13 protein-coding genes and 1 tRNA gene are annotated in these 15,146 nt (G+C 63.8%); 5 read left to right on the top strand and 9 right to left on the bottom strand.

From position 1 onward, the window contains the following. On the bottom strand, positions 1 to 1,642 hold a 1,642-nt coding region (locus H0W65_RS10265; RefSeq protein ID WP_294007302.1), incomplete at its 3' end, for a VCBS domain-containing protein. Positions 1,643 to 2,293: 651 nt separating this feature from the next. Between H0W65_RS10265 and H0W65_RS10260 the strand changes: the two genes are divergently transcribed. Beyond that, on the top strand, positions 2,294 to 4,594 hold the full coding sequence (locus H0W65_RS10260; RefSeq protein ID WP_294007300.1) for a bifunctional salicylyl-CoA 5-hydroxylase/oxidoreductase: 2,301 nt from the start codon (positions 2,294 to 2,296) through the stop codon (positions 4,592 to 4,594). On the opposite strand, the gene H0W65_RS10255 is transcribed toward H0W65_RS10260, so the two are convergent. Both H0W65_RS10255 and H0W65_RS10250 read right to left on the bottom strand, forming a co-directional pair. After that, a complete protein-coding gene (locus tag H0W65_RS10255) occupies positions 4,584 to 6,071 on the bottom strand; it encodes a glycerol kinase GlpK (protein WP_294007298.1) in 1,488 nt (495 codons plus the stop codon). The two genes, H0W65_RS10260 and H0W65_RS10255, sit on opposite strands and share 11 nt — an antisense overlap. 63 nt (positions 6,072 to 6,134) lie before the next feature. Beyond that, a tRNA-Ser gene (locus H0W65_RS10250) sits at positions 6,135 to 6,224 on the bottom strand. 154 nt (positions 6,225 to 6,378) lie between these two features. On the opposite strand from H0W65_RS10250, the gene H0W65_RS10245 reads away from it, so the two are divergent. Continuing rightward, positions 6,379 to 7,134, top strand: a complete 756-nt coding sequence (locus tag H0W65_RS10245) for a Crp/Fnr family transcriptional regulator (protein ID WP_294007296.1) — start codon at positions 6,379 to 6,381, stop codon at positions 7,132 to 7,134. A 1-nt stretch (position 7,135) separates the two neighbouring features. Here the strand turns inward: H0W65_RS10245 and pyrC are convergent, their stop codons facing one another. Continuing rightward, a complete protein-coding gene (gene pyrC / locus H0W65_RS10240) occupies positions 7,136 to 8,164 on the bottom strand; it encodes a dihydroorotase (RefSeq protein WP_294007294.1) in 1,029 nt (342 codons plus the stop codon). A gap of 22 nt (positions 8,165 to 8,186) precedes the next feature. On the opposite strand from pyrC, the gene H0W65_RS10235 reads away from it, so the two are divergent. Continuing rightward, a complete protein-coding gene (locus H0W65_RS10235; protein WP_294007292.1) occupies positions 8,187 to 8,885 on the top strand; it encodes a folate-binding protein in 699 nt (232 codons plus the stop codon). Here H0W65_RS10235 and H0W65_RS10230 read toward each other — a convergent pair. The 5 genes from H0W65_RS10230 to H0W65_RS10210 all read right to left on the bottom strand — a co-directional run bounded on the left by H0W65_RS10230 (position 8,878) and on the right by H0W65_RS10210 (position 13,994). Beyond that, positions 8,878 to 9,552 carry a cyclase family protein gene (locus H0W65_RS10230; protein WP_294007290.1) on the bottom strand — a complete coding sequence of 225 codons (675 nt, stop codon included), beginning with the start codon at positions 9,550 to 9,552 and terminating at the stop codon, positions 8,878 to 8,880. The genes H0W65_RS10235 and H0W65_RS10230 overlap by 8 nt on opposite strands. Next, positions 9,525 to 9,776 carry a hypothetical protein gene (locus H0W65_RS10225; RefSeq protein WP_294007288.1) on the bottom strand — a complete coding sequence of 84 codons (252 nt, stop codon included), beginning with the start codon at positions 9,774 to 9,776 and terminating at the stop codon, positions 9,525 to 9,527. Before H0W65_RS10225 ends, H0W65_RS10230 begins: the two co-directional genes overlap by 28 nt. Next, positions 9,773 to 12,448 carry an aconitate hydratase AcnA gene (gene acnA / locus H0W65_RS10220; RefSeq protein WP_294007286.1) on the bottom strand — a complete coding sequence of 892 codons (2,676 nt, stop codon included), beginning with the start codon at positions 12,446 to 12,448 and terminating at the stop codon, positions 9,773 to 9,775. The genes H0W65_RS10225 and acnA overlap by 4 nt, the downstream gene beginning before the upstream one ends. A 93-nt stretch (positions 12,449 to 12,541) precedes the next feature. Continuing rightward, positions 12,542 to 12,976 (bottom strand): low affinity iron permease family protein, encoded by a 435-nt coding sequence (locus H0W65_RS10215; protein ID WP_294007285.1) that lies wholly within the window; start codon positions 12,974 to 12,976, stop codon positions 12,542 to 12,544. A 43-nt stretch (positions 12,977 to 13,019) separates the two neighbouring features. Then, positions 13,020 to 13,994: a magnesium transporter CorA family protein gene (locus tag H0W65_RS10210; protein ID WP_294007283.1), complete on the bottom strand. Its 975-nt coding sequence runs from the start codon at positions 13,992 to 13,994 to the stop codon at positions 13,020 to 13,022. Between the two features lie 63 nt (positions 13,995 to 14,057). On the opposite strand from H0W65_RS10210, the gene H0W65_RS10205 reads away from it, so the two are divergent. Next, the gene (locus tag H0W65_RS10205; RefSeq protein WP_294007281.1) at positions 14,058 to 14,633 is read left to right on the top strand and encodes a DUF2585 family protein; all 576 of its coding nucleotides are present in this window, start codon (positions 14,058 to 14,060) and stop codon (positions 14,631 to 14,633) included. Positions 14,634 to 14,665: 32 nt separating this feature from the next. Continuing rightward, on the top strand, positions 14,666 to 15,146 hold a 481-nt coding region (locus tag H0W65_RS10200), incomplete at its 3' end, for an acyloxyacyl hydrolase (protein WP_294007279.1).

Genomic DNA, 15,146 nt, shown 5'->3' with positions numbered 1-15,146 from the left:
GCGCATCGTCGTCGAGAAGTACGGCCGAGCTCTGCCCCGTCCGCGGCGTCGCGTCGCCGATGCTGATCGTCAAGGTCGAGCTTGACGGATCGCCGTCGCCGTCGGTCAACGTGTAGTTGAAGACATCGCTGACGCCGCCCGGTGTGCCGGAATTCCGGACATAGCTGTAGCTACCGTCAGCCTTGATCGACAGGACGCCATATTGGCCGTTGACGACGAGATTGCCCGAGCCATCGAAGGTCGAATCGGTGCTGCCGCCGAAGCCACTGACCGACGTCAGGCTGGCATTGTCGGCGCCGACCGTGTCGGCCGCATTGGTATCGGTGTCGCCGAGGTCGCCAGCAGAGGCGTCGGTGATGACGTTGCCGGTCGCCGGACCGAACGTGCCGGCGGCAATGCTGTCGGTGTCCGGGCGCGCGGTGGGAACATCGTCGGCGATGTCGATGCGCAGCGTCGCCGTGTCGGCGTCGCCGTCGCGATCGGTGATCGTCACCGAGAAATCATCGTGCGTGGTGTTGCCCGACGTATTGTCGCCTAGCGTATAGCTGTAGCCGAGTTGGCCGTTGGCGACGCTGACGATGGTCAGCGTGCCGTAGGCGCCGATAATGGTCTGGCCGACCACGCCGGTGACGATGACGCCGTTGATCGTGATCGAATTAGTCCCATCCGGCGAATCATACCGGATCGTGCCGCTTGTGGTTTCGCTCGTCGCGGGAGAATTCGAGCCGGCCGGTTCGTTGACCGGACGCGCGGGAAGCCCTGCCTCGTCGACGCTGTCGACCGCGTTTTCGACCGCAATCCCGTTGCCCGAATCGATGGTGATCGACGGTTTGCGGTCGAGGATGTCGAACAGCTCGCGCACTTCCGGCGGGGTATAGGTATACACTGTCGGCGGAATGAGGTCGCCGAGCGGAACGCCCGGATCGAGCGGGCTTAGCGGCACGGCGAAATTGCCGCCGCTGGATTGCGGTGCACCGCCCGCGGCTGGAATCGGTTCGTCGTTGATGAGCAACGCGGCGAGGTTGGTGGCGGGAACCTCGACATTGTCGAGCACCAGCTGCGGCACGAACACCGCACCGTCGACGATCACCATCTGGGTGCCATCGGGTAGGTCGATGACCAGATTGCGGCCGACAACATGGATGTCGCTCAGCTGGACGCCGGCCGGCAGCACGATCACGCCGTCCGGACCAGGCACCACCTGCTGGGCGTTTGTTTTAATCACCGACGGCGTCTTGCCGATCTCTACGGTCAACGCCGCGGTGTCGGTTTTCCCTTCGGAATCGGCGAGCGTGTAGGTGAAGCGGTCGCGCGAATTCTCCGGTGTACCCTTGTTGGCGAGGTAGCTGTAGTTGCCCTTGGCGTCGACGCTGAGGTGGCCGAATTGCCCGTCGATTTGGAACTTGCCCGACGAATCCGAGTCCTGTCCACCGGCACCCGCAATGGCGGTAATATGGGCCGGAGCGGTCGCCTGGTCGGCGCTTGCCGCGCCGTCGCGTGTCCCTTCGCCGGTAATAAGGTTGCCGGTGGCCGGCGTGCGCGCGCCAGCGGCGAGTGCGTCGATGTCGTCATGAGCGACGGGGCTTTGGCCCCGCGAATCCGTGTTGAACGCGCCCGACTGCGAAGAATCTTCGTACCGCATAGCCACCTCTTTGCCCTGTGCGTCCGCGAACGAGTCGCGGCGCGTGGATCATTGGCGAGGGGCTCGCTAGTTAACCAAATCCGATTAATCGAATGGTTAAAAAGTGGAACGCCCCCGCGCTCGTGGACCAAGAGAAACACCACATTTGAGAAATTTTCAAGCTGCACTGGGTTAATGACACTATGGCGACGCGAATGGGGCGATTATCTTTATCCAATACCTTAGTTAACATTGCGGGTTTAATAAGTAAATCTGAGACTCGACTATCGACATAATCAATAATTCACTGATATTTCGCGAATGTTTTGTCGATTTGGGCGAAAGGAGCCGGGCGAATAGATTCGCCGAATAGGCAAGTGTATAACCAGCGTTAATTTTACAACTTGGGTTAGCGAAAGGTTAACGTCGGCCATCGGCGGCCAAAGGCCGATTCAACCGACGTTTGCCGGGGTGGCTCCTGTGGAAAAAAATTTGAATCAAACCGTCCCGCTTTGAGAAAAAGTAGCGTTTCTTGGTACCTTAGGGCCGGAGCCGGCGAGCGCCGAGTGCCGCGACTCGCTAATTTTCTCTAACTCTTCGGTGCTCCGTTGACGCAGCGGTGATGCATCTTTGCCGCCGAATCGCTAGCGTCGCTCCCGAGGAGGGTCAGACGTGAAAATCGCGTGCATCGGCGGAGGGCCGGCTGGCCTCTATTTTGCGATTTCGATCAAGCTGCGTAACCCCGCGCACGAGGTGCACGTGTTCGAGCGCAACGCCGAAGGAGTGACCTTCGGGTGGGGCGTCGTCTTCTCCGATCAGACGGTTGAAAATCTCATCGCCAACGACCCGGTTTCGGGGCGCCGCATCGCCGACCAGTTCGCCCACTGGGACGACATCGACGTCCACGTCCATGGCGAAACCATCCGCTCTTCTGGTCATGGCTTCATTGGCATCGGTCGCAAGCCACTGCTCGAGATTTTGGGCACGCGCGCCCGAGAAGTGGGGGTCGAACTCCATTACGAGGTCGAATGCGACCCCGATCTCGATGCCTGGCTTGACTGGGATCTGGTGATCGCCGCCGACGGCATCAACAGCCGCGTACGCGACGCCTATGCCGAGAAATTCGAGATCGACGTACAGGAGCGCGCCAACCGCTTTATCTGGCTCGGCACGGCCCAAACCTTTGACGCCTTCACCTTCGCTTTCGAGCCGACCGAGGCAGGCTGGATCTGGGCGCACGCCTATCGTTTCGCCGACGATTGCTCGACCTTCATCGTCGAATGTTCGGAAGCAACCTGGGCCGGCCTTGGCTTCGGTGAACTCGACCAGGCCGACACCATCGCCTCGTGCGAGCGGATCTTCGCTCGTTATCTCGATGGCCAGCCACTGCTGACGAACGCCGCCCACCTCAGGGGATCGGCGGCGTGGCTCAAGTTCCGCCGGATCATTTGCCAGCAATGGCATCACGACAAGGTCATCCTGCTCGGAGATGCCGCACACACCGCTCACTTCTCGATCGGGTCCGGGACCAAGCTTGCGCTCGAAGACGCGATCAAGCTGGCCGAGGTGCTGAGCCGGCCTGGGCTCGGCCGCGCCGACGCGCTGGAGGAGTATCAGGCGGAGCGCTCGCTCGAAGTACTTAAGCTGCAAAACAGCGCGCGCAACTCGACCGAATGGTTCGAGACGGTCGAGCGTTATCTCGATTTCGAGCCTTGGCAGTTCGCCTATTCGTTGATGACTCGGTCGCAGAGGATCAGCCACGAGAATCTGCGCCTGCGCGACGGTAGATGGCTGTGCGATACCGAACAGCAGTTCTGGCGGCGTGCAACCGGAAGCGAGAAGGCTGCGCCGCCGATGTTCGCGCCGTACCGCCTGCGCGAGATGGAGCTGGTGAACCGCGTGGTGGTTTCGCCCATGGCGACCTATTCGGCGGTCGATGGAATTCCCAATGATTTCCACCTCGTACACTATGGCGCACGGGCGGAGGGCGGCGCGGCCCTGATCTTCACCGAGATGACTTGCGTATCGCCAACGGCGCGGATCACGCCCGGCTGCACCGGCATGTACGCTCCCGACCATATTGCGGCGTGGCGGCGGGTCACCGATTTCGTCCATGCCCACAGCAAGGCGAAAATCTGCCTCCAGCTCGGTCATTCGGGCGGCAAGGGGTCGACCCAGCTTGGCTGGAACGCGATGGACGCCCCGCTGGCCAATGGGAACTGGCCGCTGATCGCTGCCTCGCAGGTGCCGTGGAGCGGTGCCAACCAGCTCCCCCGCCCGATGACCCGCGCCGACATGGACGAAGTGCGCGATCAGTTCGTCACGGCGACCCGAATGGGAATCGACGCCGGATTCGACATGGTCGAGCTCCACGCCGCCCACGGCTATCTCTTGTCGAGCTTCATTACTCCGCTGCAAAATAAGCGGACTGACGACTATGGCGGAAGCCTCGACAATCGGCTCCGCTACCCGCTCGAAATATTGGCGGCGATGCGCGAGGTGTGGCCAGCCGAGCGGCCGATGTCGGTCCGCATCTCGGCCACCGACTGGGCCGGCACCGATGGCGTCACCCCCGACGAGGCGGTGCTCATCGCCCAGGCCTTCGCGCGCGCGGGCGCGGATTTGATCGACGTATCGGCGGGGCAGACCTGGGCCGAGGCCCAGCCGGTCTATGGCCGGCTGTTCCAGACGCCGTTCTCCGACAAGATCCGCAACGAGGCGCATCTCGCAACCATGGCGGTTGGCAACATCACCGACGCAGATCAGGTCAACGCCATCCTCACCGCCGGCCGCGCCGACCTGGTGGCGCTAGGCCGCTCGCATCTTATCGACCCGATGTGGACCTTGCGCGCGGCGGCCGCGGCGCAATACCGCGGCCAATATGTCCCGCCGCCCTATCTCAACGGAATGGCTCAGCTCGCTCGAACGCTAGAGCGCGAGGCGGAGATGCGGGCGGTCGAACTCAAGGCCTGAGCGCCGCCTCCAGAACGGCATGCCATCGATCAAGCCGGACCCGGCGATCCCCTTGCTCCATCGCCGGCGTAAAGACGCTCATCGCGGGCAACATCGCCGCCGCCGCTTCCTCGAGCGATGCGTAGAAACCGGCGCCGACCGCCGCGAGCATCGCCGCGCCACGCGCGGTGCTTTCGACGTTGGCCGGGCGCTCGACCTCGATGCCGAGCATGTCGGCGAGATCTTGAACCAGCCAGTCGTTGGCGATCATCCCGCCGTCGACGCGAAGCGCGGTCCAGCGGTGGCCGTCGGCGGCGAAGGCTTCGGCCAGGTCGACGATCTGGTGAACCACCGCCTCCAGCGCGGCGCGAACGATTTCGCCGCGCCCGGTGCCCAGCGTAAGGCCATGGATCGAACCCGTGACGTCGCTCCGCCACTGCGGCGCGCCGAGGCCGGCGAAGGCGGGCACGATGGTCACCCCGCCGCTGTCACCGACCGACCTCGCCAGCGCCTCGGTATCGGGGAAGCTGGCGATCAGGCCGAGCTTGTCGCGCAGCCACTGGATCATGCTGCCGGCCACGAACAGCGACCCTTCGAGCGCATAGTCGCGCCGCCCGCCGATCTGCGTCAGCACCGTCGACAGCAGCCGGTGACGCGAGCGCGGCGGTGCGTCACCGGCATGGGTCAGGATGAAGGCGCCAGTGCCGAAGGTGGCCTTGGTCGCGCCCGGCGCGAGACAGCCCTGGCCGATGGTCGCCGCTTGCTGGTCGCCGATCATCGCCACAATCGGGATCGCGGCGCCGAGCAGGCCCGGATCGCTGGACGCCAGATATCCCGCGCTGTCGCCGATCGCCGGGAGCGCACCGGGCGGAACGCCGAACAAGTCGCACAGGCCCTCATCCCAGCCGACACCGTCCAAGGTCATCAACTGCGTCCGGCTGGCATTGCTCGCGTCGGTTAGGTGCGCGCCGCCCGTCAGCTTGTAAGTCAGCCAGCTGTCGATCGTTCCCAGCATCAGCCGGCCAACCGCCTTTGCCTCCGCTACCGCCGATACATGGTCGATCAGCCAGCGGCACTTGGTCGCGGAGAAATAGGGGTCGACGACCAGGCCGGTCTGGCGCGCGATGGTGTCCTCATGGCCGCCGCGGCGTAAATTCTCGCATGCCTCGGCGGTGCGCCGGTCCTGCCAAATGATTGCCGGCGCCAGCGGCTCGCCGCTTGTGCGGTCCCAGGCGATCACCGTTTCGCGCTGGTTGGCGATACCGATCGCGGAGATGCGATGAGGCCCGCCAGCCGCCGCGACCGTGTCGCGGGCGCAGGCCAGCGTCGCCGCCCAAATCGCGCCCGCATCCTGCTCGACCCACCCCGGCGGCGGATGCGCCGCCGCAAGCGGCCGCTGCGAAACCGCATGGATCGCCCCGTCGAGCCCGAACAGTAGCGCACGGGTCGAAGTAGTCCCCTCGTCGAGGACAAGGATCAGCGGGTCGGTCGTGGCCATGCAGCCAGCCTAGCCAGCCGTGGCGCGGCGGCAAGGGGCGGGGGAGCGGTAAAAAGCTGGCATTGGCGGAGACGGAGGGATTCGAACCCTCGATACAGTTTCCCGTATGACGCTTTAGCAAAGCGTTGGTTTCAGCCACTCACCCACGTCTCCGGGAACTACGGCATATCGGTCGCGGCTGATAGCCGACGATGTCGGACCGTTCAACCGCTCAAAGGCCGGCCGGCCAGCAATTAGGAAACGATTCGCTTCCGTAAGCATTGGACAGTCAGACACAGGTTGCCGGGCGGGCGGAGCAGGACGAATAATGACCGATGTGATTCAGGGCGATGGCGCGCGGATCGGCGCGGCATTCGCCGACAACCGGCTGCTGGCGACCTTCCCCGCCGATCTGCGCGCGGCGTTGCGCGACCAGGCCAAGCTGGTCGACCTCGAGCCCGGCGCGATGGTGTTTCGCCGCGGAATCGACATTGAACACTCGCTATTCCCACTGGGGCCGACGATGATCTCGTTGATCGTCGACATGGCCGACGGCCGGTCGGTCGAAGTCGCCTCGATCGGCAGCGAAGGGGCGGTCGGCGGTATCGTCAGCTGCGGTCACGCGCCGGCCTTCGCCCGCGCGGAGGCGATGATCGGCGGTGCGGCGCTCCGTGTGCCGATGCGCATCATCGAGCAGGCCAAGGCGCGCTCCGGCCACCTTCGCAACATGTTCTGCCGTTACGCCGACTTTCTGTTGGCCCAGGTGATGCAGACCGTGGCCTGCAACAGCTTCCATCCGATCGAAGCCCGCGCCGCGCGCTGGCTGCTGACCGCCTGCGACCGCGCCGGCAACCGGCTTGAACTCACCCAGGGCGGACTTGCCGCGCTGCTGGGGGTGCAACGGACGACAGTCAACGCAGTGGCGAAGGAGCTTCAGGACGAAGGATTGATTTCGACCCGGCGCGGGGTGATCAACGTTCTGGATCGGCCCGCGCTCGAGCGGCGGGCGTGCGAATGCTATGCCAGGGTCGAAGGGTTTTTCGGGGACATCGTCGGCGAAAGCGGCCTCGGGCGAAGCGAGTAAGTCAGCTGGCGACGCGCCAGCTGAAGCCTCCCGCCCCGAATGGCACTACAGCGGCCTCGCCCGATCCGATCTGCTCAGGCACGGTGGCCGCCGTGCGTTCCAGCGTGACCGTCCCTTCGTTGACCGGCAATCCATAGAAAGCCGGGCCGTGACGGCTGGCAAAGCCTTCGAATCTGTCGAGTGCACCTTCCTCGTCGAACACTTGGGCATAGGCTTCGAGCGCAAACGGCGCGTTGAACAGGCCGGCGCAACCGCAACTGCTCTCCTTGGCGGCGACAACATGCGGCGCGCTGTCGGTACCGAGGAAGAATTTCGGCGACCCGCTCACCGCCGCGGCGCGCACGGCCAGCCGATGTTCCTCGCGCTTGACCACCGGCAGGCAGTAAACGTGGGGCCTGAGGCCGCCCTGGAACAGCGCATTCCGGTTGAGCATCAGGTGCTGCGGGGTGATCGTCGCCGCGACGGTGGCAGACGCGTCGGCAACGAACTGGGCGGCCTGCCTGGTCGTGATATGCTCGAACACGATCTTGAGCGCCGGAAAATCACGGACAAGACCTTCCAGCACCCGATCGATAAACACCGCCTCACGGTCGAACACGTCGACTTGCGGGTCGGTAACCTCGCCATGGACCAGCAGCGGCATGCCGATCGCCTCCATCCGCGCCAAGGCGGCATGGAGGTTGGCGATGTCGGTCACCCCCCGCGCGCTGTTGGTCGTCGCACCAGCGGGATAGAGCTTGGCCGCAACCCATACGCCCTCGGCATGGCCGCGTGACAATTCGTCAGGGTCGACCTGGTCGATCAAATAGCAAGTCATCAACGGGTTGAAGCCCTCGCCCGCCGCGGCGAGGATTCGGTCGCGATAGGAAGCCGCCTGCTCGACCGTCGTCACCGGCGGCGCGAGGTTGGGCATCACAATCGCCCGCGCAAACTGTCGAGCCGTATAGGGCGCGACCAGCCGCAGCATATCGCCGTCGCGCAAGTGGACGTGCCAGTCGTCGGGGCGGCGGATGGTGATTGTAACGGTCACCCTCGCTCCTTAGCTAAGGCCCATGTCCGCGACCACCCTCCAGGACCGCGCCCTCGTCCGCCTGTCGGGGGAGGATGTGCGCGGATTCCTCAACGGTCTCGTCACCAGCGAAGTCGGCGGTGCCTTGCCGGTTTGGGCTGGGCTGCTCACGCCACAGGGCAAATGCCTCTTCGACTTCTTCGTCTGGGCAGACGGGAGCGATCTGCTGCTCGATTGCGAAGCCGACGCCGCCGACGATCTAATCAAGCGCCTTTCCATCTACCGTCTGCGCCGTCCGATCGATATCCGGCGCGAAGCCGGCCTCGCGGTTCATTGGTCGACCGATAAAAGCCAAGGCATAGAGGATCCCCGCCTCCCCGCGCTCGGCCACCGCTGGATCGCCCCGCCGGACGAGCCGGCGGCGGGGTGGCTCGAACATCGCCTGCGCCTTGGCGTTACCGAAGGCCGCGCCGAACTCGGAGATTTGCTCTGGCTCGAGTGCAACGCGGACGAATTGAACGGCGTCAGCTTCACCAAGGGCTGTTTCGTCGGCCAGGAAAATACTGCTCGCATGAACTGGCGCCAGAAGGTCAACCGCCGGCTGTTCGTGGTTGAGGGCGACGGCGGCGGCAAGGCGCGGATTGCCTATCCGGACCTCGGCCTCGCGGTTGTTCACGCCCGGGCGGAGAGCCCGCCCGAAGGCGCGAACATCCCCGATTGGCTCGCCGCGGCGGTCAACTAATCCGGGCGAAGGCTCGAACCGGGAAGGTGCCCATGCCCTTGACCTTGGGCGGCACGGCGAAGAAGCGAAAGCCGCTGTCGGGGAGCCGGTCGAGGCCGGTCAGATGTTCGCCGATCGGGATATCCGCTCCCAGCAAGGTCGTGTGCACCGGACGAGAGCGGGTGCGCGTATCATCGATATTGTGACTGTCGATCCCGACAAACACCGCGCCCTCGGCCACCAGCCATTCGGCCGCGCCAGCCGTCAGGAATGGGTGGTCCGTGAAATAGTTCTCTGTCCGCCATAAGCGGTCCCAGCCGGTATGCACGAGGACCGCCTTCCCGCGCACGTCCAGCTCCGCGAATGCGCCGATATCGACCGCCGGCCCGGACTCGAACGGCTGTCTCACCATCACCCCCGCAAGATCGGCCAGCGATTCCAGCGGCAACTCGGACAAATCCTTGCCCTCGGCATAGCGATGGAACGGGCTATCGACGTAGGTTCCGGTGTTGGCGACCATGTCGATCCGGCCGATCTGGAAGGTCGAGCCGTCATCATAATTCCCCGCCGACGCCTCGCGCGTCCAATAGTCGCACAGCTGGGGTCCGGGGAGGCCCTTGAAAGTCGTCATGCCCTCCTCGATCACATGGCTGAGGTCGATCAGGCCGCTTTGCGCGTCATCCGCCATAATGCCGTCAATCCTATCCCTGCCCACACCACGTTCAATGCCGCCGACGGAATCGCCCCGTTCCAGCCCGAATTCAAGATGAAGCCTGCCGCGCCGACCACGTTCATCCATTGATAGAGGGGACTCTTAGCGGTCAGCCGCCCGGCGGTGAGCAGGCCGTAGCCAGCGAGTATCAGCACCGCGCCGATCCAGCCGGCAACCTCCATCAATAGGTCGGTCGTCATGCGGCGAGGTTACGCAGGACGTACTGAAGGATCCCGCCCGAGCGGTAATATTCGAGCTCATTATAGGTATCGATGCGGCAGCGCGCGACGATGTCGAGCGTCTCGCCATTCGCTAGCGAAACCTTGATCGTCACGTCCTGGCGCGGCTCAATCGCCGCGATTCCGGATATCGAATAGGTCTCGGTGCCATCGAGCTTGTAAGTCGCCGCACTCTCACCGTCGCGATATTGCAGCGGCAGCACGCCCATGCCGACCAGGTTCGAGCGATGGATGCGTTCGAAGCTTTCGGCCAGCACCGCGCGGACGCCAAGCAAGATCGTGCCCTTGGCCGCCCAGTCGCGCGACGAGCCGGTGCCGTATTCCTTGCCGGCGAGCACTACCAGAGGCGTACCTTCCGCTTGGTATTTCATTGCCGCGTCGTAGATCGGCTCGACGTCTCCGCCGGGACCGCGCGTCATGCCGCCTTCCACCCCCTCGAGCATGCGGTTGCGGATGCGGATGTTGGCGAAAGTGCCGCGCATCATTACCTGGTGATTGCCGCGGCGGGCGCCATAGCTGTTGAACTGGGTCCGCGGCACCTGATGTTCGGTAAGATATCCTCCCGCCGGGCTGTCGAGCTTGATCGATCCGGCCGGCGAGATGTGGTCGGTGGTGATCGAATCCCCGAACAGCGCCAGCGCCTTTGCCCCCGCAATATCGGTCAGCGGCTTGGGCGTCATCGTCATGCCGGTGAAATAGGGCGGGTTCTGAATATAGGTCGACGCGGCCGGCCAAGCGTAGGTGTCGCCGCCGGTTACCGCGATCGTCCGCCACCGCTCGTCGCCATGAAACACGTCGGCGTATCGCGAGCGGAACATGTCCGAATGGACATGGGCATCGATCAACTGGCGCACTTCGTCGTTGGTCGGCCAGACATCCTTCAAGTAAACGTCCCGCCCGTCCTTGCCCTGCCCGAGCGGCTCGCTGTTCATGTCCGAGCGGACCGTGCCCTTGAGCGCATAGGCGACAACCAGCGGCGGCGAAGCGAGATAGTTGGCGCGGCAGTCGGGCGAGACCCGGCCCTCGAAGTTGCGGTTGCCCGACAGGACCGAGGCGACGACCAGGTCATGTTCGGCTATGGCGGCGCTGAACGCTGGGGCGAGAGGGCCCGAATTGCCGATGCAGGTGGTGCAGCCATAGCCGACCAGGTTGAAGCCGATCGCGTTCAGATCCTCGCTGAGGCCGGCAGCGTCGAGATAATCGGTGACCACCTTGCTGCCCGGCGCCAGGCTGGTCTTGACCCACGGCTTGCGCGTCAATCCCAGCGCCCGCGCCTTGCGGGCGACGAGACCGGCAGCGACCAGCACCGACGGGTTGGAGGTATTGGTGCAGCTGGTGATCGCGGCGATCATCACGTCACCATGGCCGATGTCGATGCCCTCGCTCTCAACCCGGCAGCGCTCGCCCGGCTGCTTTTTGTAGGTGCCCTCAAGTTCGGCGTTGAACATCTCGTCGACGTCGCTCAGCAGCACCTTGTCCTGCGGCCGCTTGGGGCCGGCAAGCGACGGCTCGACCGAACTCATGTCGAGCTCAAGCGTGTCGGTGAACAAAGGCTCCGGCGCGGCGGCATCGCGCCACATCCCCTGCACCTGGGCATAGGCGCGGACCAGTTCGATCCGGTCGTCGTCGCGGCCGGTAAGTTTCAGATAATCAATCGTCCGCTCGTCGATCGGGAAAAAGCCGCAGGTCGCGCCGTATTCGGGCGCCATATTGGCGATCGTCGCGCGGTCGGCAAGGCTCAGCGCATCGAGCCCAGGCCCATAGAATTCGACGAACCGGCCGACGACGCCCTTGGTCCGCAGCATCTGGGTCACGGTCAGCACCAGGTCAGTAGCGGTGATGCCTTCCTTCAATTCGCCCGACAGTCGGAAACCGACCACTTCGGGGATGAGCATCGAGATTGGCTGGCCGAGCATGGCCGCCTCGGCCTCGATACCACCGACGCCCCAACCAAGCACGCCGAGGCCGTTGACCATCGTTGTGTGGCTGTCAGTGCCGACCAGCGTATCGGGATAGGCGATTAGCTGTCCATCCCGATCCTCGCTTGTCCACACCGTCTGGGCGATATGTTCCAGATTGACCTGGTGGCAAATACCGGTCCCGGGCGGCACCACTTTGAAATTGTCGAAGCTCTGGCTGCCCCACTTAAGGAATTCGTAGCGCTCGGCGTTGCGCTGATATTCCAGCGCGACATTGTCCTCGAACGCGCGCGGCGTGCCGAACTCGTCGACCATCACGCTATGATCGATGACCAGATGAACCGGCACTTGCGGATTGATCTTCTGCGGATCGCCGCCAAGCGATTTCATCGCATCGCGCATCGCGGCGAGGTCGACCACTGCCGGCACACCGGTGAAATCCTGCATCAGCACGCGCGCCGGGCGATACTGAATCTCGCGGTTGATCGAACGCTCCTTGAGCCAGTCGACCATCGCCTGCAGATCGTCCCTAGTGACGGTCACCCCGTCCTCGAAGCGCAGGAGGTTTTCGAGCAGCACCTTCATCGAGAAGGGCAGCTGGCTAACGTCGCCGAGGGCCGCGCCGGCTTTGTCGAGTGAATAATAAGCGTAGGAGGCCGAACCGACGGTCAGGGTGGAGTGGGTATCGAGGCTGTCCTGCCCGGTCGGGATCATGCGGATACGTCCTTATGTCGATCTATCGCGCCATTCCCGGCGGCGACGATGGCGCCCTTAGCAAGCGGCACCGGAATGGCAAAGGGCGGGGCACTAGCCTTTGGCAGCCTTCTTCGGCTTATCGCCCGACTGCTCATGCAGTTCCTCGTCCAGTTCCTCGGCCTGCTTCTCGGCCTGTACTTTTAAATCGATGATAGCTTCCTCGTCGAGTTCTTCGATTCCGGCCATTTCATCACGGGCGCCGTGCTTGGCGATGATCAATTCGTCGAGTTTAGCGTGGAGAGCAATGTCGCGCCGGTGAGCATCAGTTTCGCGGTCAATCTGGCGGTTCAACACCATTTGGGTCAGCGTGATCGCCAAGATCGAAAGGGCGGCGGTCAACAGATCGGTCGGCAGTCCGATTGCGAACCAGCCACCGCAAAACAGGATGACCCCGATCTGCATGAAGGGGTTGGCGCACAAGTCGGACGCCCGTTCGGAAATTACCGAGCCAATTTCCTCGAAACGACTTTTCTGGTGCTCCGCCATGGCCGCTTAACGAGCCGACCGGGTCGAGGTTGCGTCGGCTGCGCTACAGCCAGCCGCGCTTGCGTGCGAACATATAGGGCAGGATGGCGCTCGCCGTCATAACCAGAATTGAGAAGGGATAGCCGAATAGCCAACGCAGCTCGGGCATATGTTCGAAATTCATCCCGTAAATTCCGGCGATCAGCGTCGGCGGCATCAACACCACCGCGACCACCGAAAAAATCTTCATCACGAGATTCTGCTCGAGACTGATCATTCCTAGCGAGGCGTCGAGGAGGAAGTTCAAATTCTCGGCGAGAAAATCGCTGTGATCGTCGAGCGCGCGGCTGTCGGCGAGCAGGCTTTGCAGATGGCGCGAATGGCTTTCCTCCGCGATGACCACGTCGCAGGCGGACAGAAATCCGAGCACGCGGCTGGTCGAGACCGACGATTCGCGGCTTCGCGCCAGCAGCCGCTGGACCTCGCCGATACGGATCATCAACACCTCATAGCGAAGCTCTGGATTGCGCCGCTCGGATCGCGCCCGCCGCTCGAAGATATGGTTGGAGATGGCTTCCAGCTCGCGCCCCGCAGCCTCCAGCTCATCGGCCAGCCGGTCGACCACCGCATCGAGCAGGCGGATGCACACGGTCAGCGGCTTCCTGGTCAGGTCGGGGTCGGCATGGGCGTGGCTAGTGAAGGCAACGAACGGCTTGGGATCGACATAGCGCAGCGTAACCAAGTGGGTGCCGGTAAGGATGAAACTGATCGGATCGGTGCTCGGCTTGCCCTCGTCTACCCCGTAGAGCACCGACATGGTCATGAAGACCACGCCGTTTTTCTCGTAGAGCCGGCTCGAGGGTTCGATCTCCATCATCTCGGCGCGGGTCGGGATGTTCTGGCCGATCAGTTTCTCGGCCAGCGCCTCTTCTTCCCTGGTCGGCCCCAGCAGGTCGATCCACACCGCCGAGGCGAGGTGCTCGGGATGAGCCGGGTCAATCGGCTTGGGCAGGCAGTCTGGTCCGAACAGGCGCAACATCGGTGCGTGGTGAGCAAAAGCGGGCCACTTGGCAAGCGCCACGGCGTCACCTAGCCCACCGTGATGTTGTCCCGAATATCGCGGCCAAGGCCGTTCGTCATCCTTGCTGCCGGGCTGCTCCTGTCCGCCGCGATCCTGGTGGCGATGGATCGTCCGCCGATCTGCACTTGCGGAATTGTCACCCTGTGGGGCCGCGCCGGGCCGACGCAGAGCCAGATGCTGGCCGACTGGTACAGCTTGAGCCACATCGTCCATGGCTTTCTGTTCTTCGCGATCCTGCGCTTCGCCCTTCCGAGGTGGCCGGTCGAGCGACGCTTCGCCGCCGCCCTGCTGATCGAGGCGGCTTGGGAGATCGTCGAGAACACGCCGATCATCATCGACCGCTACCGCGAAGCCACCATCGCGTTGGGCTATAGCGGCGACAGTATTTTAAATTCGGTCAGCGATATCGCAATGATGGCCGTGGGCTTCTTTGCGGCGCGGCGGCTGCCAATCTGGGCCAGCATTGCCCTTGTGGCGTTGCTTGAGCTCGTGCCGCTGATCGTCATTCGCGACAATTTGACGCTCAACGTCTGGATGCTGGTCGCGCCGAATGATGTTATCCGCGATTGGCAGGCGGGCGCCGGAACCATTCACTGACGCGAAAGCTTCAACCGGTCAGGGAGCTAAACATGATGATGTACCGCGTTGCCTTGCTCGGCTTTTCGCTCGCCATCGCCTCTGCCCCGGCCCACGCTGGCGAGCTGTTCGGCGGACTTTATGTCCATGCGGTGGGCACTCCGCTCAGCCTCGAATCGAGCCGCGAAGGAGGCTTCGACGTCCAGCTAGGCTATCGCGGGGCGGGCATCGCCGGGACCCGCCTGCAGCCCTATTTGCTTGGCGAGCTGAACAGCCGGGGAGACACGAGCTTCGCCGCCGTCGGCCTGTCCTATAAGTTCGGCGACCATTTCTATATCCGTCCCGGACTTGGCCTTGCCATTCATAATGGGTCGGCCGCCGACCGTGACGTCTCCGGGCGCATTGCCTTGGGCAGCCGGTTGCTGTTCGAACCGGAACTGGGCGTAGGAATGCGCCTGGCGCCTCGACTGACAGCCGAGGCCAGCCTCGTGCATTTGAGCCATGGGCAGCTGTTCGGCGGGCAGAACCCCGGCA

The sequence above is a fragment of the Sphingomonas sp. genome (genome assembly GCF_013816785.1).
In the GTDB taxonomy this organism is placed as follows: domain Bacteria; phylum Pseudomonadota; class Alphaproteobacteria; order Sphingomonadales; family Sphingomonadaceae; genus Sphingomicrobium.
The sequence above is the reverse complement of the archived record's forward strand: the minus strand, read 5'-3'. Positions and strand labels throughout refer to the sequence as shown.

Coding starts and splice junctions, on each gene's coding strand:
- acnA (WP_294007286.1), bottom strand. CDS start 12,448: ATGATCCCGACCGGGCAGGACAGCCTCGATACCCACTCCACCCTGACC.
- H0W65_RS10255 (WP_294007298.1), bottom strand. CDS start 6,071: ATGGCCACGACCGACCCGCTGATCCTTGTCCTCGACGAGGGGACTACT.
- H0W65_RS10245 (WP_294007296.1), top strand. CDS start 6,379: ATGACCGATGTGATTCAGGGCGATGGCGCGCGGATCGGCGCGGCATTC.
- H0W65_RS10215 (WP_294007285.1), bottom strand. CDS start 12,976: ATGGCGGAGCACCAGAAAAGTCGTTTCGAGGAAATTGGCTCGGTAATT.
- H0W65_RS10210 (WP_294007283.1), bottom strand. CDS start 13,994: ATGTTGCGCCTGTTCGGACCAGACTGCCTGCCCAAGCCGATTGACCCG.
- H0W65_RS10230 (WP_294007290.1), bottom strand. CDS start 9,552: ATGGCGGATGACGCGCAAAGCGGCCTGATCGACCTCAGCCATGTGATC.
- H0W65_RS10205 (WP_294007281.1), top strand. CDS start 14,058: ATGTTGTCCCGAATATCGCGGCCAAGGCCGTTCGTCATCCTTGCTGCC.
- H0W65_RS10225 (WP_294007288.1), bottom strand. CDS start 9,776: ATGACGACCGACCTATTGATGGAGGTTGCCGGCTGGATCGGCGCGGTG.
- H0W65_RS10235 (WP_294007292.1), top strand. CDS start 8,187: ATGTCCGCGACCACCCTCCAGGACCGCGCCCTCGTCCGCCTGTCGGGG.